Below are 23824 nucleotides of genomic sequence, written 5' to 3' on the forward strand. Positions count from 1 at the left end.
ATGGATGGAACCCAAAAAGAAGTAGTCACAGGAATTGACGGCTTTGCTTATGACTTTTTTACCGGCAAACGTAATGTGGGTAACAAGCCTGCGTTTAGTGATGCCGAAAAAGCAGCAGCATTTTTAACTAACTTTGCAGGTGCTGCTGATAGCAACGGCAAAGGTTTACGCCGTTTATACCGTTTGGTCACTACCACGCCGGCTGGCGATCCGCATCAGAAATTAATTACCGCGTTAACGAATGGTGAGGTGTGGTTTCAGCGCCAAGCTGAAAAAGCTATTCCTCAACATTCTCCAGCTTCGAGGCCCTCTTGGAGTTCATCCGTCCCAAATGAACCCAAAGCTCCAGGAGGGCGCTCGAAGACCCAACAGCAAGGTAAAAACCAAAATAGCAGTGATGACGTCGCTCAAGCTGTTGACCACCCCGATACCCAAACTTGCGGTGATCCCATTGTAATGAGCAGCGGTGAAGAAGTGCTGCAATTAGACGATGTATGCTTGCAAGGTCATCGTGAGTTAGTTTGGCAGCGCACTTATCGCTCAAGTCTTTCGCATCAAGATGTGGGTTTAGGTTTAGGCTGGCGAAGTAATTTTCACTACAGTTTGGAACAGTTACAGGGTGAGCAAGCAGGTTGGTTGTTTACAGATGCACTAGGGCATCTGCAGCATTTTCCTTATGTGGTCGTTGGTGCTAAAAGTAGCCAGGTTAAATCGGGCATGGTGTTGCAACATCAGCTTGAAAACATTGTTATTAGCAGTGCCAATGGCAAAACTTTGCAGTTTTCTAAACAGCAAGAACAATGGTTGCTAACTAAAATAAGTGATGGTGTCGATACGCATTATCGACTTAGCTATTCTGTTGCGCCCCGCTTAACCCTTATTGAAATCAACCATAGCCAACAACTGTTCCTACGTTATAACCTAGAAGGTCGGCTGGTTGAATTACTCAGCTCTAAAGCCGAAACAGCGCAAAGCTATGCAAGTTATACCTATGATGAACAGGGGCATTTAAGTACTGCGACCAACCGTTTGGGTCAGCAAGAACAGTATCGTTATCAGCAAGGTTTATTGATTCAACGAACCCGCGCTTCGGGGTTTTCTCACTACTTTTCTTGGGATGGCAGTGAGCAAAATGCGCGTTGTATAGAACAATGGGGTGATAACGAGCATTATCACTATCGATTTGAGTATGAGCTAGAGCAAGGCCTTAGCCGCAGCTTTGATAGTTACGGAAACTGTTGGACTTACTGGCATAATTCACAAGGTCAGATTCTTAAAAAAGTTTCGCCCGACGGTGCTTGTTGGTTATTTGAATACGATGAACTACAACGCAAAATTAGTGAAACAGACCCAAATGGCGCAACAACACGTTACCATTACAATGCGCACGGCCAGTTAGACGCTGAGCTAGCGCCAAATCAAAATCTTACTCGTTATAGCTATAATCGCTTGGGTTTTGTCACACAGGTTGACTATGCCGACGGCTCATCGCTTAAGCGTGAATACAACAGCCTTGGTTTGTTAACCACAGAAACCGATGTACAAGGTGTTGTAACCGAATACCGCTACGATGCGCAAAGCCGTTTGGTGAGTAAAACTGCTAGTAACCAGCCCAATCAACAATTTTGGTGGAATGAGCAAGGCTTGTTGAGCGCCAAGCAAGTAGGTGATGCGTTAATTCGCTATAGCTATAACGCCATTGGTGAGTGCAATGGCGAAGTAGATGGAAAGGGCTGGGTTGGCCAATACAAACGTGATGAACGTGGCAACATTGTTGAGGTCTTGTCTTATCATCAGGATTCGCCAGAGCAATGTCAGCGTAGGGCCTATAGCTATGACGATGCGGGGCGAGTGACTAAGGTGACCGACTCGCTAGGGCGCAGTACAAGCTACGAATATCAAGGCTTGTCGCAGCCAGCTAAACAGATTAACCCCGACGGTTCATGGTTAGCTTTTTGTTACGATAAAGAACGTAATCTTACCGCCATTTCACGCAGTGACGAGCAGGTTTATCAACTGGAATACGACAGTTGCGAGCGTATTAGCAAAACCATTGGTTTTGATGGCCGCGAGCAGCATTATCAATACAACCTAGCAGGTCAGCTTACTCAAGTTGCCGAAAATAGTGAGCGGCTGATTCAGCTAAAACGCAATTCTTTAGGTCAGGTAACCGAGCAGCGCAGCACCGCTAATGGCATTACCCTGATTAACGATTTTGCTTATGACTTACAAGGTACGTTGAGCCAAGCCAACAATGCTGCGCGCAAACTACGTTTTAGCTACTTCGCTAATGGCCAGTTGCAAGAAAACTGGCAAGACAATTGGAAATCTATTTATCAATTGAACTCACAAGGATTGCGCAGCCATACTCAGCTTCCCGACGGCAATGCCCTAACTTATCGCTACGATGAACAAGGGCGTTTATCTGCGATATGGTTTAACCAGCAGCCTGTGATAAGTCGCAGCTTTAACGCTGCTGGTGAAGAAGTAAGCCGCGAGCTAAGCAAGCGCCACCAACAGCATCATCACTATGATACACAAGGTCGTTTGTTAAGCCAGCAATGGCAGTTAGAACAACCTGAACAAGCGCCAAGCTGTATTGAGCGTCATTACCGTTTTGATGCGGGCGATCAACTTTTAGGCGTGAGCGACAGCGAGCTGGGCGATAATAACTACAGTTATGATGCACTTAGCCAACTTACTAAAGCCACTAGCCACAATGCCAATAACCAGCAATTTGAGCTGGATAGTTTTGCCAACCCCAAACAAGCCGACATGTTGGGTGACAAGCTGCTGGGTGATGACCAGTGTAGCTACCGTTATGACCGCTACGGTAACCAAGTACTCGCCAGCCAAAGTAAGGTGCGTCAGCAACGCGTATTTAACGGCTTAAACCAATTAGTTAGGCTTAGCCAAGGCCGCGATAATACCGTTTACCACTACGATGCTCTAGGTCGTCGCAGCTGCAAAATTACCGCCCAAGGGCAAACCGACTATTTATGGGAAGGTAATCAACTAATTGGTGAACATAGCCAAGGCCAATTTACCTGGTATGTGTACGAGCCCAATAGCCATCGCCCTATAGCGATGATTAAACAGGGTCAGGTTTATCACTACCACTTAGATCATATTGGTACGCCTATTCGCTTAAGCGACAAGCAAGGCAATATAGTATGGCAAGCCCATTACCAAGCTTATGGTTCGATAGAGCAATTAAGCGTTAAGCAAATAGACAACCCGCTGCGCTTTCAAGGCCAATACTTTGATGAAGAGAGCGGCCTGCACTATAACTTTCACCGCTACTACTGCCCGCAGCAGGGCAGGTACATACAACAAGACCCAATTGAATTGCTGGGTGGTTTAAACCTTTATCGATACACCCCAAGCCCAACTAACTGGGTAGACCCCTTAGGTTTAGCCTGTAAAGAGGGTAACAAAAACATTGGCCGAGTACGGAAGCCTAGCAAGCCTTATGCGCCAGGTGAAAGTCCCTTAGCTAAAGCAGGCCAAGCAATATTTGATGGCTTAGATGCGCTAGAAATAGAAGCCCTAAATGAGGTATTAGATGATGCGCTCGATGTTGCTGTTGAACATGGTGCTCAATACCCTGAAGGTAGCTTTGGTAGAGTAGCGACTGGCCTTGCTTATGCGAGTTTAGCGGCAGTGATGCCGACCAGTGCTTTAGATGTAGTACCCGGCGGTAAGGCCGCTAAGTTGCGTAAAGCGGCTAAAGCCGTTGATACGGGTGGTGATGCAGCACAACTAACAAGTAAAACAAGAAAGACTAGACGACCAAGAGACATTGCTCATCGGCCAGCCGATAGCCGTTCACCGGATTCATTTGCCGATGAGTTTAGTTCACTTAACCACCGAAAAGCGGCTTCGGGTGAGTATAATGCCCATGCCTTGTTGGTAGAAAAAGGTTATAAACCGCTTGGTAATACCAATGGTAAGTACACGCCGGGTAAGCAAGGTATTGATGGTATTTACCAACACCCCAACCCGCCGCCCGACTTTGTGATTACGGAAGCGAAGTACGGCAAGTCTCGCTTGGGTAAAACTAGTGATGGCAAGCAGATGAATGATAAGTGGGTGAATGATAAACGCTTGAAAGATGCAGGTATGGATGAAGATCAAATTGATGACATACTAGATGCTCTTGAATTTGAAGATGGTTCGGTTGAAAAATTATTAATCCGTAATAAGCCAGATGGTTCATTGGTGGTCAAACAACTAGATAAAAATGCAAGTATCGCTAGTAGCGGATTGCAACTGTAGGGAAATTTTTATGTTAAGAGATACTTTAAAGGATAAAACGTATTTTGATGAGCGTATTGATTTCAAAATTAATGCGATAGAAAAGAGAAAGGCTAAGCTACTCGCCTCACCACAGGTGAGAGCTTTTGTATCGTTGAAAGTTCATTTCACAATGGTTGATTACTCGATGTCTATAATGCACCTATGCTACTCGCGTGGTGATGAGCTCAATGAATTGAAGCTTCATTTAGAGAATGCTCTTGAATATCGTCGAAAACAAAAATATTTTGCTGATGCTTTGCCCCCCGAAGAGCAAAAGAACCGCATCGATTGGGAAGAGTTACATTTAAGTGACTTGGAACGCACTCTTAAATGGTTTGCTTTTGCCTACTGCCTAAACATGGGTCAAGCCTACTACCAAGAGGTCTTAGATTTAATTGGAAATCAAGGCCGAGACGCCTTGTTTGACCAAATCGCGGTTAAGCTGGGCGATACCGAGCGCGAAGTGGCAGAGAGTGTATTGTTTAAGCGCCGTTTCAATAAACTGTATAAAGTGATTGAGGCAGAGCCTGCGCAGCGCCCTCAGCTGATGTTGGCTTACTTAGAGGCGTGGTACAAGTTAGAAGGAAGTCCTGACTATCATCTAATGGATACTGATGCTTACGATGGTTACTGGTGCTGGGAAGCGGCTTTGTTCACTAAGCTTTATGAAATAGACGACAGCCTCTATATCGACCATCAGTACTACCCTAAGGATTTGGTTCACTGGAGCGAGCAGTGATTCGAGACCAACGCCGTGACGAAGCCTATTTTAGCGAGCTGATAAGCGATTTAGATGAAGCCTTAGCGGAAACTCAACAAGCTTTAGATAATGAGGTTTTTACCTCGCTGAGTGAACAAGTTGATGTTACCCAGCAACTCTACCAACTCGCGATAATGCGTGCAGTAGCGCATTACTCTTATGGTAGCGATATGGCCTCGCTTAAGTCATCGGTGTTGGCGATATTGACTTATCGTCAACAGCTAAGTGCTACTGCAGATAAACTGCCCGCAGCACACCAGTGTTACCGCCATGACTTTGAGCGTTTAGGTGGTGTGGGTGAAGCTTGCGGTTCGGCTAATGTTAATCGCTATGTTTATGTTTTATGGTGGTTAGCCTTGTTGGTTGCTGTAGGCGCAGAGCAAGCACATATTCAACAAGCTTTAGACATAATTGGTGAACAGGGAAATGATGCACTTTTAGATAGCATTGCCAGCAGGCTAGGTGATACAGACCGCCCCATGTCTCCCACACTTTATTACCCCACTGTTTATCAACCTTTATTGGATGCCATCAACAGTGATGGAGAGGTTCAGGCAGAGCATCTTAATGTGTTTATTCGACAGTGGTACGACAGCCTAGAAGATGCAGATTGGTATGATAATCATTTGTGCGATTGCGAATTTGAATATACCGACTATTACGTTGGTTACTGGTGCCTTGAAGCAAGCTTAGTTGCCTCGCTTTTCTGTATTCCAGAAGATGCTATTCGTGAGCATGTGATGGTGCCAGTTGAGCTAGTAAGTAACTAATTTTTAGATAACTAAGGAGATCTATATGTCGGCAGGAAGCTTTTCTTTTAAGAAGCCAAGTAGAAGCGTTCATTCAGTATTTTTGCATTGTAGCGCTTCAGATAACGCCGCTCATGATAACGTAAAAACGATGCAATCTTGGCACGTAAAACGTGGCTTTAGTGAAATTGGGTATCATTTCTTTATTAGTAAGAATGGAGATATTCATGAAGGACGCAGTATAGAAAAAGTACCTGCTGCACAGAAAGGTCATAACACTGGAAGTATTGCTATTTGTTTGCATGGTTTAGATGTAGCAAAATTTACCGAAGCTCAATTTTCTTCACTAAAGTCTTTATGCTCACAAATAGAGAGTAGCTATGGAGAAAAGAAAATAGTGTTCCGAGGACACTGTGAAGTGTCAGCTAAAACATGCCCTGTATTTGATTACAAAAAAGTATTGAGCCTAGATGAGAATGGCAAAATAACTAAGACTTCGGGAACCATCTCAAGTTACTTAAGTAGCCAATTTATCTTCAATGGTATTCTGGAGTTATTTGCGAAAGGACAAAAAGTTCAGGAGCTACAAACCTTCTTAAATGATGCTGGCTTTCCAACAAAAAAAGATGGTGTTTTTGGTCAAGCTACTCAGCAAAGTGTAGAAGCGTACCAGAAATCAGTAGGTTTAAAAGCTGATGGAATAGTAGGACCTAAAACTCTAGAAGCAATGGGGACTCTGAAAAAAGGCTGTAAAGGTAATGCGGTGAAGTTACTACAAAAACAACTAACCGTAAAAGGCTACAAACTGTTGGCGGACGGTAAATTCGGTCTTGGTACAGAAAAACAAGTTAAAGCATTTCAGTTAAGCAACAAGCTAAAGAATGATGGAATTGCAGGGAAGAAAACTAAAGAAAAGCTTTTTGGTCGTTCTGCTGGTCAACTAATTTAAGGTTTATAGTATGAGAAAAGTCGTATCTGTTCTAAGCACTTGTCTAGGACTTGTGGTCCTAAGCTTCATGGGAGTAGCGTCGTCGAGTGCGACCCAATTGCAATGCTTAGGTACTGAGCCTTTTTGGGGTTTAGATGTAGAAGATGGAGTGATTAAATATAGTGACATTGATGACAATATCACCATGTTTGAACTAAAGGAAAAGCTAGCTTCGATCAATCACACTAATCGTTGGATTATACAGGGTGCTGATTCTAAAGAAGGTAAAATTACAATTTCACTTAATAAAACAGAGCAGTGTTCAGATGATATGTCTGATTTTGCTTATGAGTATGATGTTACGTTTGTTATGGGCGAGAAAGCCTTTAGCGGTTGTTGTAATCGCATGAAATAACAATTGCCCTAGAGCAACAAGTAGTGGTTGCTCTAATTTGATTTTCAGTCAATATGCAAAAACTACAATTAGGCTTTAGCTTTAAGCTAAACAGCGCCTAAAGGCGCTCTACTGTTGGAATATTAAAGTAGGCATCGGGATCGCTTTCTCTTAGCTGCTTGAGTTGATTTTTGCGCTTGAGCCTTTCGCTAACGCTTTCACCAAATACCGCTTGGTGTTCTGATTCTATGATGGCGTTTGCTTGGTCTGCGGTAAGTAACCCCAGTAGCTTTGCCGCGTGAAATAGGCCTTCAACGCGGTACTTAAGTTTGTCATTTGGCTTACCTGCCTTGGTGTTTTCAAACACGCTACGCAGTTCTGCTTTACAAAATGCTAAGTAGTTTTCTTTGTCCATGTTTAGACCATTCCTAAAATTAATTAACAATCTAGGCCGCAGGCTACGCCGCTGGCCCATGCCCATTGGAAATTAAAGCCCCCCAGCCAACCGGTTACGTCCATTACTTCGCCAATAAAGTAGAGGCCTTCTACATTATTGGCTTGCATGGTTTTGGAGCTGAGTTCGTTGGTGTCTACGCCGCCTAGGGTCACTTCGGCGGTGCGGTAGCCCTCGGTGCCATTCATGGTGATTTGCCAATTGTTTAGCTTGGCAGCAATACTGTCGCGTTCGCCATGGCCTAGCTGATTAAGCGCTTTGGCTAGCGTTGTTTCGTCAAATAATGCTTCTACCAAGCGTTTAGGCAGCCATTGGCTCAAGGTGTTTTTTAGGCTTTGCTTGGGATGTTGCAATAATACCTGTTCGATTAAGGAGGCGGCATCTTGCTTGGGTAATAGGTTGATGCTTACCGCTTCACCGGGTTGCCAGTAGTTAGATATTTGCAATATAGCCGGGCCTGATAAGCCGCGGTGGGTAAATAATAGCGCTTCGCTAAATTGCTTGCCGTTAGCGGCAGTAATGCAACTTGGCACCGCGATACCCGAGAGGGCTTCAAAGCGCTCTTTTTGATCGCTATGCCAAGTAAATGGCACTAAACCGGCTCTAGTGGGCAGCACCCTTAGGCCAAACTGTTCTGCCAATTTGTAGCCAAATGGAGTGGCACCCAGTTTAGGCATAGAAAGCCCGCCAGTGGCGATTACCAAGGAGCTGGTTTGGTAACATTGACCGCCAGCGTGCACTTCAAACTGTTGTTCATCGAGCTGTTTTACGTATTTGATTTCGCTACGTAGGCTAATGGTAACGCCCGCCCAATCGCATTCGGTGAGCAGCATGTCTACGATGTCTTTAGCACTGTCGTTACAGAACAATTGGCCATGATCGCGCTCGTGGTATTCGATGCCGTGGCGTTCGACTAACTCTATAAAATTGCTTGAGGGGTAGCGTGCAAGAGCGGATTTAACAAAGTGCGGGTTACCACATAAGAAGTTGTCTGGGCTAACACTTTGATTAGTAAAGTTACAACGACCGCCGCCACTAATAAGGATTTTTCGGCCTGCTTTTTTGGCGTTATCAATCACTAATACCGAGCGCCCGCGATAGCCGGCGGTAGCCGCACACATTAAGCCTGCGGCGCCTGCACCAATAATGATAACGTCGAATTGCTGTGTCATAACCTGCCCCTGAAAAATCAGGGGCATTGTACCGCTAGCCTTGGTATTGAGCTAGCAAATGATGTGAGCTTAGTTTAACGCTCGTCCGGCTCCTTTGCTAAAGGCTTCTGCATGGAAGGTAATCCCGCTTACTGGCGCTGGCTGTGGTGCGTCTGGTTGCATGCTTGGGTTAAGTGGGTAACTTAGGCCGTCGAAGCGCAGTAAACGCAGACCTGGAGTGGCTCCGCCGCCAGATACTTCTAGTAGTAAGTCTTGCCAGCGAGCATTGCTAGACGTAGCCAAAAAGAAGGGGCTGTGCACCAGTGTGGTTTTGCTTAAGAAACGGTGATTGTTATCTTTGGCTTCAAATATCAATAAGCTACATCCGCCACTACCGCACCAGTCTACATAAGTAATGATTTCGTCTTTACCATCGCCATTTAGATCAAACTTCCACCATTGGTATTTGGTGCCATTTAGTTCGGTGCGGTGCAACTTAAAGTATTGTTTTAAGGCTGCTTCAACTTCAGGGGCGTAGTCGCTGCTGGCCATTAAGGTGGCAGGTTCAAAGGTACGTTGGTGGTAGACTTTTTTGCTGGTGCCTAAAGCTACTGCGGGGCCATCCATTTTCATCATGTTTAGCCCAGCACTGCCTTGCTGTTGTGATTCTGGATTACGTAAACGCAGTAGTCGTCCGTCCCAGTCAAATATCATGTCGCTTTTCACTTGCTGGTGGTTACTTTGGCTTAAGGTTAAGGCCAAGCTGGATTCATTAAGCGGGTACCAGTAGCCTTTCTCGCTAAAGGTTTTTTCTTCTTCAAGGTAGGTGTTTTGCAGTTCGGCACTAAAGTCGGCGTTTAGGCTTAAATCTACTACGCGACCAGAGCCAGATGCAGTGGGAAGCTTAACTTTGTAGTAGCCAGCAAGTTGCTCCACATTCTGTTGGAATGGGCGTCGTGCACAACCTTGGTAGATTTTGCCCTTATAAGTTAACTCGGCGCTATAGGAGTAAACACTGTCCGCCATGGTATCTAAACACTGTTGTTTAGAAACGCTGAGGTAGAGTTCGCTGCCGGCTTGCCAGTAGTGCAGGCCCTTATCAATGCCACTGCGAGTAATGGTTTTATTGGCTGCGCCCGACAGTGTGCTGAGTAACAACTTGTTGTCTTCAATATCTATTCGCCAGCCTGGCTCATTGCCCCAAGCACTAAGCTCGGCAATATCAAGCTTGCAGCCTGGGCCTTCAGAAGCTAAGTATTGCCATTCATCAGGGGTGATCTTGGCCAAGTAATCGGCTTGAGGCGCTTGCTTGCCCACGTTGGCAAAACGGCCCATCAGCTCTACGTAGATGCTTGCGTTGTTTGCAAAACGGCCAAGTACTTGTTTATCTGCTGAAGACAGCTCAACCCAGTATTGTTTATCCCCCTGACAAGGAGTGAAGATAGCGCCTGGTGCGCTTAGGGTGAGGTTCCCTTTTAGCGGAGTAAGCGGGTTAAGTTTTACTGGTACCTTAACGGGCTCTACTTTTTTTGGCGGTTCCGGCGGAGGCGTTTGGGAGCACCCTAACAATGTGATACAACTAAAAATTGCTAAGCTAAGTGTTTTAACAAGCCTCATTACCTTTCCTTAAGATGACAACTACAACTTAAAAGTGCCGATTAAATATTCAGCAACTCCATTTTCTTTGTTGCTAAGTGTTTGTTCTAAATGAGGTAAAGTCAACTTCAAACGGTCATGCGCGTTGGCCATGATCACACCTTTTCCTACTAGACTAAGCATTTCTTTATCATTAAGGCCGTCACCAAAGGCAATACAGTGCTCTGGCGCTATCGATTTCTGTGCCAGTACCGCTTTTAGCGCCTCGCCTTTATTGGCTTTTTGCGCCATTACTTCTAAGCAATCGGGTAGTGAAAAGGTGATATTTAGGCTATCGCCAAAGGCTTCGATGAAGTCTTTTTCTAGCTTGAGCAATACCTCGTGCTCGGCCACAAAAAACAACTTGCAAATATGTTGGTGTTCTAAGGTGGAGAAGTCGGTTAACTGATAATCAAAGCCAGAGTGTTGATTAAACGAGCGGACATATTCGTTTTCTTGTTCAACGTACCAGTTATCTTCATGGTAAATATTTCGATGTAGTGTGTATCGAGAAGAAATATCCAAAATGCGGTCGATTTCTTGTGAGTTTAAGTCGGCCCTAAATAGCACTTCACCTTGCTTATTGTGCACTCTGGCACCGTTAGAAGTGATTAAATACATCGGAAAATCAAACTGTTCGGCAATGGGGCGCACATCTATGTAATGGCGACCGGTGGCGATTAAAAATTTAACGTTTTGCTGATACAAACGGGTAATGGTTTGCAGCGTGTATTCTGAGATTTGGTGCTCGCCGTTGAGCAATGTGCCATCGAGGTCGGTGGCTATAAGCTGATACATAATGATGCTCCTTAGCTAGCCCGCAAAAGCGACCTAGCTCTTAATTAGCGTGCTGTTCGAAGAAGTTGAGAATACTGCTTAAAGCAGGGTTTCGCATCGAGTCGCTTTCGAACAGTATTTCGTGTTTTGCGCCAGCAATAATCTTGAATTGTGCCGATGCCGCGCTTGCAGGCCCTAGTGCTTGAAAAAAAGCGCGCTGGCCCACAGCGGTTACAATTTCATCTTGTTCTGCTTGTAATAATAGTAGTGGAACGCTGATCGTGTTGGCGCGTTCGATGATTTGTTGCATAGCGGTAAAGCTTTGATCTAACCAGCGATTGGTTGGTCCGCCTAGCTGAATTTTGGGATGGGCCAAGTACACGGCTTGCATCAGCTTAAAGCGCTGCTCACTGTGAGTTAAGTGGTTATTATTAAAGCTGCAGTGTTTGTAATCTGATTGGCCAACCGCATAGTAGGGGCCGCGTTTAAATTGCCGTTCAAGTTTGCTCATAATCGCTGCTAAGCTGGTGGCAATCGGCTTAGGTAGCATGCCTAGATTAATGCCAAACATTGGCGCAGATAGAGCGGCGGCAGTAAAGGTATTAGGAAATTGTTGTAAGTAATGAGCAGCGATAGCGCCGCCCATCGAGTGTGCCAATATAAACCGCTGTTGGTAATTAGCTAGCAAATCTTGTTGTTCAATAAGCGTGGCTAAATCATCAACGTAGTATTGAAAACTAGCTACATCACCGGGTTGCCAGCGGGCGCTTTCACGATCAGATAAACCTTGGCCGCGGTGGTCGATGATAAACACGTCGTAGCCTTGTTGGGCGAGATCGTAAGCTAGTTCATCGTATTTTAAATAGGCTTCGGTTCGCCCTGGTGAAACCACAATTACCTTGTTGTTGGGTTCGGCGGCCGTTAGTTTTAGATACTTTATGCTTAAGCCTTGCACGCCAACAAAACTGGCTTCGCTGGCATGTTTAGCCCAGTAAGGTTGAATTTTTTCTGGGTACACCGTGGCCAGCTCATGCTCTTGGCTGAGTTGATAATTGGATGTACTCATAGTGCTAACCCCTGCTGGCTAAATATCAGCATTTATCTATACAACAAGCGTATGAATAAGAACAGAAATATCTAGGGGCTGTTGCTCATTAGTGGTGTTTTGGTGGTGGCCAGTTGGTTCAAATACAAGCTAGCTTAAGCAGGGCTGCGGTGTTCTCGCAAGGTAACTAAAGAAGGCTCTTAGCTGCCAAAACCGGCACGTGCTAGCGTAACTAGCATTGGGATTAGTAACAATACACCTAGCTCAAGGCGAATTAACCAAATAACCGAGGAGTGTTGGCGATAGCTAATCATCGAGGGTTTGCCTTGTTTTAAGGCTTTGCGCCATCGATAAAAGGTGGCCGAAGGATAGAGTGACAGCAATACCACCACAAAAAACAACAGCATTTTCAGGGCGAAAAAGGGGTTATCGAGATAGGTATGGCTAGTGCTGTGGAATAAAAACAGGCGTAAAGAGCCGGTGATAAAAATCAATACTGTAGAAAAAGCGTGGGTGGCGTCGGCCAGCAGCAGCTTTTTCACATCATCTTGGGTCATTCCGCGGCGGAACAAGAAGGCTTCAGAGTACAGCGCACCTGCCAGCAAAATAATTGCTGTTACATGCAGTCCTGCATTAATCGCCTCTATTAGACTCATTGAACGTTATCCATGAAATAGTATTGTTTTAGAAAGCGCTACCGCGCGATGGCGGATAGTACTGCAAAAATCAGCCTGATGCTATACCCTAACAGCCCTAAGTCCCTGACGTCTAGGGTAGAAAAGGAAGGTTTTATGAAAGGAAAGCTACTGGCCTATGGCTTACTGGTTCTACCGCCACTATTCTGGGCCGGAAATTTTGTAACAGGTCGCTATATTTCTGATCAGGTCCCAGCCATGTCTTTGTCCTATTGGCGCTGGACTATAGCGATGTTGATTGCCATGCCCTTGCTCTATCGCAGCATGTGGCGTCAGCGAGAGGTGATTAGTCAACATTGGTTACGCATTTCAGTTCTAGCCTGCTTGGGTGTGGCAGGATTTAACTCCTGTGTTTACATTGGCTTGCAAAATACCACTGCCACTAATGCGCTAATTATTAACTCGATGATCCCGATATTTATTTTGCTGGTGAGCTGGGTGTGGCTGAAACAGAAAATCACGCTTCGGCAAATGGCTGGCATAGTGCTTTCTTTTATTGGCGTTTTAGCCTTACTGGTGAAAGGTCAATGGCAGCAACTAGCCTCGTTTAGCATTAACCAAGGAGATGGTTGGATTGTCTTGTCTTCGTTGGTTTGGGCGCTTTATTCCATTGGTTTACGCTTTAAACCTGCCGAGCTGGGCGGTGCAGCATTTTTGGGGTGCACTTTAGTGGTGGGGTCTTTGGTGCTAAGCCCGTTTTATTGGCTGAACTTACCAGAGGCCGCGTTTGAGCTGTCGAATGATGCGATTGCAGCATTGGCCTATGTGGCGATTTTTCCTTCTCTGCTGGCCTATTTAGCTTGGAACTATGGCGTTAAAAGCGTGGGGGCCAATATTGCTGGCCAATACATTCACCTAATGCCTTTATTTGGCGCCGTGCTTGGTGTGAGCTTTTTGGGTGAGCAGCTAGCGGCTTACCATGCTTTGGGGGCACTGCTTATTGCCGCTGGCTTACTGGTGGCGTTATTGCCCTTCGCTGCTATCCGCGGGCGGTTCGCCAGCTTCAAAACTCACTAGTCGGCTTCCTCGAATGGTGAGCTCGCCGATTAAATCTTGGGTAAGGTCTTGAAACTGTTTCCGTTTAATCTGAAAACGACGCGACTCGCCACCCTCTAGAGGAGTAAATTCAATGAAGTAGCGATAACGCTTATGCCTATCTTCATTTTCTTTACCGGGGCGAGTGATGGGGATCTCTTCACGTTTTGACACTGTTACCCACAGGCTGTGCAGCGGTTGGGCTGAGTCCCAGCGACGCTGCTGAACGTTACGCCATAATTGATAAACCACCATACCCACGATGATGATCATGACTAAAAACCACCACCAAGGCATTAGCGCTTCCTCCGACTTTGCTGTGTAATCATAGTTGCTTCCTGTTCTGCAGCCTTAGCTGCTGGTTTCACTAAGTTTTTGTCGGGTAGCACCGATTCGTCAAGCCCAAATGCTTATTGTGTTGTTTGTTTACTCGTTATTCCCTGCAAAAGCGCTTAGTATTCCTGCTAGAGATATAGCAAAAAAGGAATCTAGCTTGGAAGGCGCTTACCACAAGCCCCTGTTCTTGGGCTTCACTACACTGCTTAAGTTGAGCGTTTGGCTTTGCTTGGTGGTGGCTAGTGCCTGTTATGCTAATCCCAAATTGGAAGCCGCACTTGCCAATGGTGCTTGGGGAGCTTGCCCGCAGTTAACTATTGAGGGTCTTAGTGTCAGTAGCTTCCCCTTGTTACTGAATGTTGAAAGCTTGGATATCGACATAAGCTGCCTGCTTAAACAAACAGAGCAACAGAAAACAGGCTTTGAGCCAGCCCTTTGGCGAGCGCCAGTTAAGCTACTCTTTCAGCAACTCAAAAACATTCCAGCCGCCTTTAATGGCAGTCGAATAGCGGTTAAGCAGCTGAACATAAAACACGGCAAGCAGCTTCTAGCGCAGGGAGAGCTAAGCCTTAGTCAGCGCGGCCAACAGTGGCAGCTGAAATTTAGCAAAGAGCAGGGGAGCGACGTTGAGCTGTTAGTGGTGGCGCACACGCAGACCTTGCAGCTTAAAGGCCAACTAGCGCCGCTTCTGCTCAACACCTTAGCTCAGCAGTTTAAGCAAACTTGGTTAGCCGATGAGCGCTTGGCTAATCTGCAGTTTTCATTATCAGTTGATGTAGAGAAAGATTTATTAGTTAGCACTAATCTTAAATTTCCTGCCTTAACTGCAAGCCTTGATGCCCAGTTCAAAGGCTGGGAAAACTGGCAGTTAAGTGCTACTCATTCAGGCTTTGACCTTGATAGTTGGACAATTCCCACTGCTAATTGGCAGTTTCAACAAAAGTCTTGGAACGTAAATGTTGAAGAGTGGCAACTTAGTGGCTCTGGTACTTGGCAGCTGCAGCCAAAGTTAGCGATTCAAGGTAGCCTGAATAGTGATGATTTAATTCCCCTTCAACAGCATTTTTATACCTTGCCTAAACCAGCCAATCTCTTATCGGCTGCGGCAGACCTGCAATTTACTTGGCAAAATAACCTCTTAAGCGGCAAGCTCAAGGCGCAAGGCATTAATGCCTTGTGGGGAGAGTTACGCTTTGACGATGGTGCATTAAACAGTGAGTTTAGCTTTAAGCCGGAGCAGGGATTACAGCATTCGGGAAGCCTAGCCTTAGCCCAATGGGATATTGGTATTCCGTTAACTCAGCTCGCACTCAACTGGCTGCAAGCTGAATTTGCACCCCTAGCGCAGTGGCAAAGCTTAGTGATGCAAGATATTAACTTTAAGGTATTGGGCGGCTCCGCGCAGATTAAACAATTGCCTCTGGCCTTGCCAAATGTGGCCAAGCTCGAGCTCAATAAAGTGCAGTTAGCTGAGCTGGTTAAACTCTACCCCGAATTGGGGCTAACTATGCATGGTTCGGTATCGGGTAATTTGCCAGTGCATTTTAGTGAGCATGGCATTGCCATTGCCGATGGTAGCTTGGCGGTAGTAGAACCAAGCGGCCATATCGCGCTTACTCATCAATCCTTAGTAGCGATAAAGGCGCAGCACCCATCGCTAGATTTTGCGTTAAGCTTATTAGAAGACTTTGATTATGAAACACTTGCAGCTGAGGTCGATTTTGCCGAAGATGGGCAACTCGACATGCAGGTAAAACTTATTGGGCGCAATCAGCGAGTTAGCCCACGGTTGGTGACACTGAACTACCGTCACCAAGAAAACATTTATCAGCTACTACGTAGTTTACGTATTGGCGAACAACTGTCAGGACAACTGCAGCAATGGATAGACGATACTTCTTCTTCCCCCTAGTTTTGGTGTTAGGCCTTGCGGCTTGCACACCCAAAGTAGAGGTAGCGGTAGATAAGCCGATTACGGTCAATCTTAATGTAAAAATTGATCATGAAATTCGAGTTCGCGTAGATAAGCAACTTGATGATTTATTTAGCGACGAAAGCGGACTGTTTTAGGAGAGCATGATGAAAAGGAATAGTTGGATACTGGCCTTACTGTTAAGCCTGAGCTTTTCTGTAGCGGCCTTAGAACTTGGCGAAGCTAAGAGCAATGGTTGGGTGGGCGAGCAAACTAACGGCTTGCTTGGCGTTGTTAGTCATAACGCAGAAGTGAAAGCCCTCGTTGATGGCATTAATCAAAAACGCTTGGCCAAATATAAGCAAATTGCTAAAGAGAATGGTTTAAGCGAGCAACAAGTGGCAGCGCTGGCGGGTAAAAAGGCCATTGAACGCAGTGATAGTGGCGCTTATATTCAATCTCCCTCGGGCGATTGGGTGAAGAAACCTTAACTACGACATTTACAGCGTAGTTTAATGTTGCTTGAGGTAGTGAGTGATTTCAGTTACTACCTCAAGGTAGCAAGTTAAGCATTTTTCAAGATCTGCTTGCGGCTGTTCACTCTGTTTCAACTGCTTAACCCAAGTGCTAAGCGCTGGGCTACAAACCAAAGCGGCTATGCCTTGAAGCTGTTGTAATAAGGCGCTATTTACTTTGCCGTCTTCAATGGCTTGTCTAATCTGTCGAGCTTCTTGTTCGCTGCCATCAATAACATCTGCTAACCACACTTTAAGCAACTGTTCGTTGCCAAACTGCGCTTTTAGTTTAAACCAATCTATAGGGCTTTGTTGGCTCATGGTTTAGGCGTGTAAATGGCAGAAGGAAAGGGCGTTATGTTGCTGGCTTCATGGATTTTAGATTTACCTAGTTTGTCCACTTCATCAATTCGTAAGATGTTATGCATAGGTACCATGGTGCGATTTACTCCAGAGAACTCTGTCTTTAACTTTTCTTCGCTGGGGTCAACGACCAACTGGGCGCGAGCATCAAATACAAAGTCACCCACTTCAATAAAGCCAAATAAACTGGCTTGATTGACGTGTTTAGCATACAGCTCGTAGGTTTTGCCGTTACAGATGAAATTCACTCGATACAGCTGTGACATGAGATACCCGCTTTAATCCATTTAAAATCGAAGCATTGCTTAAAAATACCTACAAATAGGCAGAAATCTGAACGATTGTACCTGTAAAAACAAAAGCAAAGCTAGTGAAGAAGTGAGCTATTTACACTTATTTGCAAATTACGCTAAGACTATGTTGTAAAAGCCTTTTAAGTATAATTTTATTTAGTGATTGCTGAATTATTAGGCAGGGTATTAAGCGGTGTCATGAATGAAAAAGGCAGCTAACGCTGCCTTTTTTTTAATTTTCTTGTGAGTCTATTGGGTCTGCGGAACCAAATTCTGCCATTTCGTTAGGGTCTACGCCTAATTCTTGGCATGCATCTAAAAACGAGGCTCCTGTATGACACATTAATATGTCGATGGCAGGTAGCATATTGGGTGCTTCTGACATGGCCAGCTCCGGCATTTGTTAATAAAAAGATAAGATAGTGGCGACACTCTCCCACAGTTTAGCAGATCCCCCAAGAGAGCTAGATCACGTTATTGGTGATGAATTGCCGAATAAAACAGCAGTATAGCCGTTATGCTGTGACTATTATCCACTTATTCTTTTGTTAATCAGCTACCTAGATGATGTTGTAAATTTGTTATTCAAGAAAAGGTTTGTGGTATTAAATGCAAGTTAATACACTGGTCGGATTAAAAATTGCGAATACAGAAAGGATAAGCAATGCTCGAGTACTATCCAATGGTGAAACACCTGCATATGAGCTTGGCAATGCTAAGCATATTAGGCTTTATTTTTCGCTGGATTCTTGCCTTATTCGGTTCGTCATTACTCAAGCGCACTTGGTTAAAAGTGCTACCGCATATTATTGATACAGGCTTGCTCGTCGCGGCTATTTTGCTCTGCGTGATGCTACAACAATATCCAATAGCTCAAGATTGGCTGACAGCTAAAGTAGTGCTATTGGTGGTGTATATTGTATTAGGGATGTTTGCCCTTAAGCGAGCGCCAAATCAGCTAGTGAGATTATTGGCGGGTTTAGCTGCTATTGCTGTATTTGCTCAGCTCTTGGTAGTGGCTTTTAGTCGCTCACCCTTGGGTTTGTTTGCTTAGGTAATTTGTCATGCTACTTGGTGCCTTACGTTCATTGCTACTCACTTTGTGGCGTTTTTCTATCATCTATAGCTCGATAGTGATCGCCTGGCTGTATTGCCGAATTATGAACGTAGATTTTGAGATTGTGGATGCAGGCACCAATCAGCATAAAACCATCATTGTTGGCTTGTACTTGGTTTACCTTGGGCTGTGGTGGTGGTTAAATCCTTACGTAGTGCGTAATCGTCGCCACTAACGGTAACGCCAGTAAGCAGGTAAAAACAATACCAGCACAGTTAATACTTCTAGCCTTCCCAATAACATGCCTAAAGACAGCAGCCACTTGGCTGAATCTGGTAACAGATGAAAGTTATGGTCGGGCCCAATCACTCTGCCCAAGCCTGGACCTACGTTAGCTAAGGCGGTCATTGCCCCAGACAAAGCGGTTATTGGGTCTAAACCCAACAAGGCTAAGCCGCTAGCTAGCAAAATTAAAGTAAAGAAAAAGGCAAAGATAAAGGCCACCAGTGAGCGAATATGCTGCTCGCTTACCACCCGGCCGTTGTAGCGGTGTGGATAAATCCCGTTGGGATGAACCAGCTGTTTAAGTTGGCGCGAAAACAAACCGCTGGCCAGTTGAAAACGGAAGATTTTTATCCCCCCCGAAGTTGAACCTGAACAGGCCCCAACCAGCATTAGAAAGATAAACAATACCGTGGTGAAGCTCCCCCAGTGACTAAAGTCGGTTAAGCCATAACCGGTGGTAGTTACTATGGAAATGATATTAAAAATACTGATACGCAGCGCATCTAGCAGCGGAAAAGTGCCATGCAACCAAAGCCAGATACTCATCATGCCGCCAACAATCAAGATTAGGCTTACAAAGCCTCTTACTTGGGCATCTCGCCAAATATAGCGCGGATCTTTATGGCGAAGTGATTGTACTAACAGCAAAAAGGGCAGGCCGCCGAGTAACATAAATACACTGCCGACCCAATGGCTGGCATTACTAAAATGAGCCATCGACTCATCGGAGGTGGAATAGCCGCCGGTAGAGATGGTGGTCATTGCATGGTTAATTGCTTCAAACCAATCCATGCCCGTTAAGTGATAAGCGCCGGCACACAAAATGGATAGCAGCAGATACACCTTGAGCATGTTGCTGGCTACATTCTTGGTTTTGGGTGTATTTTTGTCTGACCAATCCGAGGATTCGGTTTGGAACAAGCGCATGCCGCCAACGTTCAGAAAGGGTAAAATCGCCACGCTTAAAACGATGAAACCAATTCCACCAATCCATTGCAGCATAGAGCGCCACAACAAGGCGCTTTTGGGCATGTCATCTAAACCGGCCAGCACCGTAGAGCCAGTAGTGGTAAGCCCTGACATGGTCTCAAAAAAGGCATCGGTGAAGCTAATATGGTCAATTCGATACAGTGGCAGCGCGCCAAAAATACAGGCAATTAACCACACCGTAGTGGTGAGTAAAAACATCCCCCGTACCGAGAGCTTAAAGTTGGGTTTTTTACCCCAGCGAATTAAGGCAAAAGCAACCGTCTGGGTGACGACAATCGTGTAGAAAAACTCAACGTAATCTGGCTCATCATAAGCCATGCCCAAGGCTAAAGGAGCAAGCATGAGCAGGCTGAGTTTAGACAATACTAAACCCGTTACAAACATGATGGGCCGAAGATCGGGGGCAATCATCATGTTAAAATTAGCCTATAAGAAGAAAGGGCTAGGCTGGAATAAGCGTTCTACTTCAGGGATAAACTTCTTATCCACTAAGAACATCACTACGTGGTCGTCTTGTTCAATTTTGGTATCGTCGTGAGCAATAATCACTTCGTTGCCACGCACAACCGCACCAATCGTGGTGCCTGGTGGCAACTTAAGTTCGCCAATGCTGCGGCCCACTACCTTAGAAGTATTTTTGTCACCATGGGCGATCGCTTCAATGGCTTCGGCAGCACCGCGACGCAGTGAGTAAACATTAACAATATCGGCCCGGCGAACGTGAGTAAGCAGGGCGGAGATAGTGGCTTGTTGTGGTGAGATAGCAATATCAATTGTACCGCCTTGCACCAGTTCCACATAAGCGCCTCGTTGAATCAGCACCATCACCTTTTTGGCACCCATTCGCTTGGCAAGCATGGCCGACATAATGTTGGCTTCGTCATCGTTGGTTACGGCAATAAATACGTCAACTTGTTCGATGTTTTCTTCGCTGAGCAACTCTTGATCGGAAGCATCGCCACAAAACACAATTGTATTGTTGAGCATTTCTGCCAGTTGCTCGGCGCGGCGTTGGTTACGTTCAATCAGTTTAACGCTGTATTGGCTCTCTAAACGCTTAGCTAGCGCTGCGCCAATGTTACCACCACCAACAATCATTAAGCGTCGGTAGGGCTTCTCAAGCTTCTGTAGCTCGGCCATTACTTTGCGAATGTGGTCACTGGCTGCAACAAAAAATACTTCGTCGTCGGCTTCAATCACCGTGGTGCCTTGTGGGCGAATGGCTCGGCCTTGACGGAAAATAGCCGCAACTCGCGTTTCGATATCGGGCATGTGGTCGCGCAATACCGACAAGGCATTGCCCACCAACGGGCCTCCGTAATAGGCTTTAATCGCCACCAAGCCAACCCGGCCTCGGGCAAATTGCATGACCTGCAATGCGCCTGGGTAATCAATTAAGCGGCTAATGTAGTCGGTAACCAGTTGCTCGGGAGCAATCAGATGGTCAAGCGGCACAGCTTCATTACAAAACAGCGCTTCTTTCTCGGCCAGTAACTCTTCCGAGCGAATTCGCGCAACCTTGTTGGGGGTATTGAAAAGGGTGTAAGCAATTTGGCAAGCGGCCATATTGGTTTCGTCGCTGTTAGTTACAGCAACCAGCATGTCGGCGTCGTGTGCCCCCGCTTCGCGTAATACGCTGGGGTGGGCGGCATGACCAAACACTACTTGTAAATCAAACTTATCTTGCAGCTCTCGTAGGCGGTCTTGATTAGTATCTACTAGGGTGATATCAGATTTTTCACCCACTAAGTTTTCCGCTAACGTGCCACCTACTTGGCCCGCTCCAAGAATAATGATTTTCATTTGCTAACAATACCTTAAGCGTTTATTGCTATTTTTTAGTGTTACTCTTGATGGCGCGAAAGGCAAGCCTAAGCGGTGGTTTTCCGAAGTCGAGCATAATAAAAACCATCCATGTTATTGTTGCCGGGTAAAAGTTGCCATCCAGGTTGAGCTGCTGTTTCATCTGGGTTAATTGGCATTAATTCAGCATCATCGGTTTGTTGCAAAAATGCCGCGATTTGTTGGCTATTTTCATCTGGCAATACCGAGCAGGTTGCGTAAAGCATCACGCCGCCAGGTTTTAGCTGTTGCCAAAGCGCCTCTAAAATCTCTTTCTGCAGTTTTACTAGTTCGGCAATGTCACTGTCACGGCGCAGCCACTTAATGTCTGGATGACGGCGAATAACACCGGTTGCCGAGCAAGGAGCGTCTAGCAAAATGCGGTCGAAAGCTTGGTCATTCCAGCGCTCTGGTTTACTGGCATCATTACAATGCAAAGTGGCCTTAAGGCCGATACGCTCTAAATTCTCGGTTACTCGATTTAAGCGTGTTTGTTCGGTATCGACCGCAACTAGTTCACTTAGTGAAGGTTGCAGTTCGAGGATGTGACAGGTTTTTCCGCCCGGTGCGGCGCAAGCATCTAATACTCGCTCTCCAGCTTGAGCGTCTAATAAGCTGGCCGCCATTTGCGCTGCGCCATCTTGTACTGAACTAGCGCCTTCGGCGAAGCGAGGTAATTTGTGTACGGGCTGCGCTTTATCTAAACACAAAGCTTGCTGCGCCAGTGTAGAGCTTTGGCTGGAGATCTCTAGAGCGGCTAATTCCGCTTGGTAAGCATCTCGTTCACCTTGAAGGGCGTTAACTCGTATCCACATTGGAGCGTGTTGGTTATTGGCCTCGAGTATTTGTGCCCATTGCTCGGGATAAGCCGCCTTTAAACGCTTGCTTATCCAGCTGGGGTGGCAATATTGCAAACTGTCGTTGGCAGTGAGTTGTGGCTCCAATTGCTCGCGCTGGCGTTCGGCATTGCGTAGTACACCGTTCACCAGTTTTTTAAGGCTATGTAGCTTTAACTGGCTGGTGGCTGATACGGTTTCAGACACAGCTGCGTGGGCCGGAACTCGCATATAAAATAGTTGGTATAAACCTACCATCAGCAAGAAGTGGCCGTTGCGAGTTTTACCCTTTAAGGGTTTATCCATCAGCTGTTGTAGTACCGCTTCAAAACGCGGTAACCAGCGTAGTACCCCAAAACACAACTCTTTTACTAGGGCATGATCGCGGGCGACAACTTGAGGCAATACCCGCGGCAACATTTGGCTAAGCGACTGACCTTGGTCCACCACTTGATACAAAATATTTGCAGCTGCGGCGCGGGCGTTAATCTGTTTGGTTTTTGGCTGCTCAGCCATTGGCGCTCTCCAGCTTAGAACCGAGTTCAAACCATTCTTTTCGAGCATTTAGCACATCGGCTGCGGCTAAGGCTTTTTTACCTGGGATCTGAATTTGCTCAAGGCGTAAAGCATCTTTACCTGTGGCCACCACAATGCCGTGTTTATCGGCTGCGATGATTGTGCCCGGCGTTTGCTGACCAGAGTGCTCAAGCACACTGGCTTGCCATACTTTGATATTTTTGTCGCCTAGGGTGAAGTAACTCACCGGCCAAGGATTAAAGGCGCGAATGCAGCGCTCGATAAACTCTGCGTCTTGTTGCCAATCGATACATGCTTCAGCTTTGCTCAGCTTTTTGGCGTAGTTAGCTTGGCTATCGTCTTGCGCTTCGGCACTAAGTTCACCCTTAGCTAAGCCGTCTAGCGCTTTAACCAGCGAGTGCGGGCCTACGTCCGCCAGCTTGTCGTAGAGTGAGGCGCTGGTTTCATCTTTGGCTATTTCTACTTCATCCAATAACAGCATGTCGCCGGTATCTAAGCCAATGTCCATTTGCATGATGGTTACGCCTGAGTGGCTATCACCCGCCCAAATTGAGCGTTGAATTGGCGCAGCACCTCGCCAACGAGGCAATAAAGAACCATGCACATTAATGCAGCCTAAACGCGGTGTATCTAGAATAACTTGTGGCAGCAGCAAACCGTAAGCCACTACCACCATTAAATCGGCGCTTAGCTCTGCCAACTGCTGTTGCGCTTCTCCACTCTTAAAGTTTTCTGGTTGGAAAACTGCAATGTTGTGCTCAAGTGCCAGCTGCTTTACGGGACTAGCTTGTAGTTTTTTACCCCGCCCAGCAGGACGATCTGGCTGGGTGTAGGCTGCAACCACTTGGTGGTCACTGGCAATTAATGCGCTTAGGTGGCGCGCCGCGAAGTCGGGCGTGCCGGCAAAGATGATCCGCAATGGCGTCATGCTGTGTA

At 46.0% G+C, this 23824-nt stretch carries 25 protein-coding genes; 11 read left to right on the forward strand and 14 right to left on the reverse strand.

Annotated features, from left to right (window positions below):
* The 5 genes from K5609_RS00865 to K5609_RS00885 are packed head-to-tail and all read left to right on the forward strand — an operon-like array spanning position 1 to position 7151.
* The gene (locus tag K5609_RS00865) at positions 1–4278 is read left to right on the forward strand and encodes an RHS repeat-associated core domain-containing protein (RefSeq protein ID WP_221075572.1); all 4278 of its coding nucleotides are present in this window, start codon (positions 1–3) and stop codon (positions 4276–4278) included.
* A gap of 10 nt (positions 4279–4288) precedes the next feature.
* Complete coding sequence (locus tag K5609_RS00870) at positions 4289–5038, forward strand: PoNe immunity protein domain-containing protein (RefSeq protein ID WP_221075573.1); 750 nt, start codon at positions 4289–4291, stop codon at positions 5036–5038.
* Positions 5035–5829 (forward strand): PoNe immunity protein domain-containing protein, encoded by a 795-nt coding sequence (locus K5609_RS00875; protein ID WP_221075574.1) that lies wholly within the window; start codon positions 5035–5037, stop codon positions 5827–5829. Before K5609_RS00870 ends, K5609_RS00875 begins: the two co-directional genes overlap by 4 nt.
* A gap of 25 nt (positions 5830–5854) precedes the next feature.
* Positions 5855–6757, forward strand: a complete 903-nt coding sequence (locus K5609_RS00880; RefSeq protein ID WP_221075575.1) for a peptidoglycan recognition protein family protein — start codon at positions 5855–5857, stop codon at positions 6755–6757.
* A gap of 10 nt (positions 6758–6767) precedes the next feature.
* Complete coding sequence (locus K5609_RS00885) at positions 6768–7151, forward strand: hypothetical protein (protein ID WP_221075576.1); 384 nt, start codon at positions 6768–6770, stop codon at positions 7149–7151.
* Between the two features lie 97 nt (positions 7152–7248).
* Here K5609_RS00885 and K5609_RS00890 read toward each other — a convergent pair whose 3' ends face one another.
* From K5609_RS00890 to K5609_RS00915, 6 genes are all read right to left on the reverse strand, one after another.
* Positions 7249–7545 (reverse strand): hypothetical protein, encoded by a 297-nt coding sequence (locus K5609_RS00890; protein WP_221075577.1) that lies wholly within the window; start codon positions 7543–7545, stop codon positions 7249–7251.
* Between the two features lie 23 nt (positions 7546–7568).
* A complete protein-coding gene (locus K5609_RS00895; protein WP_246611924.1) occupies positions 7569–8756 on the reverse strand; it encodes a BaiN/RdsA family NAD(P)/FAD-dependent oxidoreductase in 1188 nt (395 codons plus the stop codon).
* A gap of 69 nt (positions 8757–8825) precedes the next feature.
* Positions 8826–10352, reverse strand: a complete 1527-nt coding sequence (locus tag K5609_RS00900) for a copper resistance protein NlpE N-terminal domain-containing protein (RefSeq protein WP_221075579.1) — start codon at positions 10350–10352, stop codon at positions 8826–8828.
* Positions 10353–10373: 21 nt separating this feature from the next.
* Positions 10374–11168 (reverse strand): Cof-type HAD-IIB family hydrolase, encoded by a 795-nt coding sequence (locus K5609_RS00905; protein ID WP_221075580.1) that lies wholly within the window; start codon positions 11166–11168, stop codon positions 10374–10376.
* Between the two features lie 40 nt (positions 11169–11208).
* A complete protein-coding gene (locus K5609_RS00910; RefSeq protein ID WP_221075581.1) occupies positions 11209–12213 on the reverse strand; it encodes an alpha/beta fold hydrolase in 1005 nt (334 codons plus the stop codon).
* Positions 12214–12392: 179 nt separating this feature from the next.
* Entirely contained in the window at positions 12393–12848 is a 456-nt protein-coding gene (locus K5609_RS00915; protein ID WP_221075582.1) for a DUF2214 family protein, read from the reverse strand.
* A gap of 135 nt (positions 12849–12983) precedes the next feature.
* Between K5609_RS00915 and K5609_RS00920 the strand changes: the two genes are divergently transcribed.
* Complete coding sequence (locus K5609_RS00920) at positions 12984–13904, forward strand: DMT family transporter (protein ID WP_221075583.1); 921 nt, start codon at positions 12984–12986, stop codon at positions 13902–13904.
* Here K5609_RS00920 and K5609_RS00925 read toward each other — a convergent pair.
* A complete protein-coding gene (locus tag K5609_RS00925) occupies positions 13851–14219 on the reverse strand; it encodes a DUF2500 family protein (protein WP_221075584.1) in 369 nt (122 codons plus the stop codon). The genes K5609_RS00920 and K5609_RS00925 overlap by 54 nt on opposite strands.
* Positions 14220–14415: 196 nt before the next feature.
* Between K5609_RS00925 and K5609_RS00930 the strand changes: the two genes are divergently transcribed.
* The 3 genes from K5609_RS00930 to K5609_RS00940 are packed head-to-tail and all read left to right on the forward strand — an operon-like array spanning position 14416 to position 16661.
* Complete coding sequence (locus tag K5609_RS00930) at positions 14416–16170, forward strand: intermembrane phospholipid transport protein YdbH family protein (protein WP_221075585.1); 1755 nt, start codon at positions 14416–14418, stop codon at positions 16168–16170.
* Complete coding sequence (locus tag K5609_RS00935) at positions 16140–16328, forward strand: YnbE family lipoprotein (protein ID WP_016399913.1); 189 nt, start codon at positions 16140–16142, stop codon at positions 16326–16328. The genes K5609_RS00930 and K5609_RS00935 overlap by 31 nt, the downstream gene beginning before the upstream one ends.
* A gap of 9 nt (positions 16329–16337) precedes the next feature.
* Positions 16338–16661, forward strand: a complete 324-nt coding sequence (locus K5609_RS00940; RefSeq protein WP_221075586.1) for a YdbL family probable chaperone protein — start codon at positions 16338–16340, stop codon at positions 16659–16661.
* A 21-nt stretch (positions 16662–16682) separates the two neighbouring features.
* Here the strand turns inward: K5609_RS00940 and K5609_RS00945 are convergent, their stop codons facing one another.
* From K5609_RS00945 to K5609_RS00955, 3 genes are all read right to left on the reverse strand, one after another.
* Positions 16683–17006, reverse strand: coding sequence for a hypothetical protein (locus tag K5609_RS00945; protein WP_221075587.1), 324 nt, complete (start codon positions 17004–17006; stop codon positions 16683–16685).
* On the reverse strand, positions 17003–17314 hold the full coding sequence (locus tag K5609_RS00950) for a DUF1820 family protein (protein ID WP_016399910.1): 312 nt from the start codon (positions 17312–17314) through the stop codon (positions 17003–17005). Before K5609_RS00950 ends, K5609_RS00945 begins: the two co-directional genes overlap by 4 nt.
* 259 nt (positions 17315–17573) lie before the next feature.
* Positions 17574–17726 carry a hypothetical protein gene (locus K5609_RS00955; protein ID WP_016399909.1) on the reverse strand — a complete coding sequence of 51 codons (153 nt, stop codon included), beginning with the start codon at positions 17724–17726 and terminating at the stop codon, positions 17574–17576.
* 279 nt (positions 17727–18005) lie between these two features.
* On the opposite strand from K5609_RS00955, the gene K5609_RS00960 reads away from it, so the two are divergent.
* Together K5609_RS00960 and K5609_RS00965 are read left to right on the forward strand one after the other, a co-directional pair.
* Positions 18006–18395 (forward strand): SirB2 family protein, encoded by a 390-nt coding sequence (locus tag K5609_RS00960; RefSeq protein WP_221075588.1) that lies wholly within the window; start codon positions 18006–18008, stop codon positions 18393–18395.
* A gap of 10 nt (positions 18396–18405) precedes the next feature.
* Positions 18406–18633, forward strand: coding sequence for a hypothetical protein (locus K5609_RS00965; RefSeq protein WP_221075589.1), 228 nt, complete (start codon positions 18406–18408; stop codon positions 18631–18633).
* Here K5609_RS00965 and K5609_RS00970 read toward each other — a convergent pair.
* From K5609_RS00970 to fmt, 4 genes are all read right to left on the reverse strand, one after another.
* Positions 18630–20087 carry a TrkH family potassium uptake protein gene (locus tag K5609_RS00970; protein ID WP_425514828.1) on the reverse strand — a complete coding sequence of 486 codons (1458 nt, stop codon included), beginning with the start codon at positions 20085–20087 and terminating at the stop codon, positions 18630–18632. The two genes, K5609_RS00965 and K5609_RS00970, sit on opposite strands and share 4 nt — an antisense overlap.
* A gap of 12 nt (positions 20088–20099) precedes the next feature.
* On the reverse strand, positions 20100–21476 hold the full coding sequence (gene trkA / locus K5609_RS00975; RefSeq protein ID WP_221075590.1) for a Trk system potassium transporter TrkA: 1377 nt from the start codon (positions 21474–21476) through the stop codon (positions 20100–20102).
* A 68-nt stretch (positions 21477–21544) separates the two neighbouring features.
* On the reverse strand, positions 21545–22867 hold the full coding sequence (gene rsmB / locus K5609_RS00980; RefSeq protein WP_221075591.1) for a 16S rRNA (cytosine(967)-C(5))-methyltransferase RsmB: 1323 nt from the start codon (positions 22865–22867) through the stop codon (positions 21545–21547).
* Entirely contained in the window at positions 22860–23816 is a 957-nt protein-coding gene (gene fmt / locus K5609_RS00985; RefSeq protein WP_221075592.1) for a methionyl-tRNA formyltransferase, read from the reverse strand. The genes rsmB and fmt overlap by 8 nt, the downstream gene beginning before the upstream one ends.
* Between the last annotated feature and the right edge of the window lie 8 nt (positions 23817–23824).

The sequence above is a fragment of the Agarivorans aestuarii genome (assembly GCF_019670125.1).
Lineage (GTDB): Bacteria > Pseudomonadota > Gammaproteobacteria > Enterobacterales > Celerinatantimonadaceae > Agarivorans > Agarivorans aestuarii.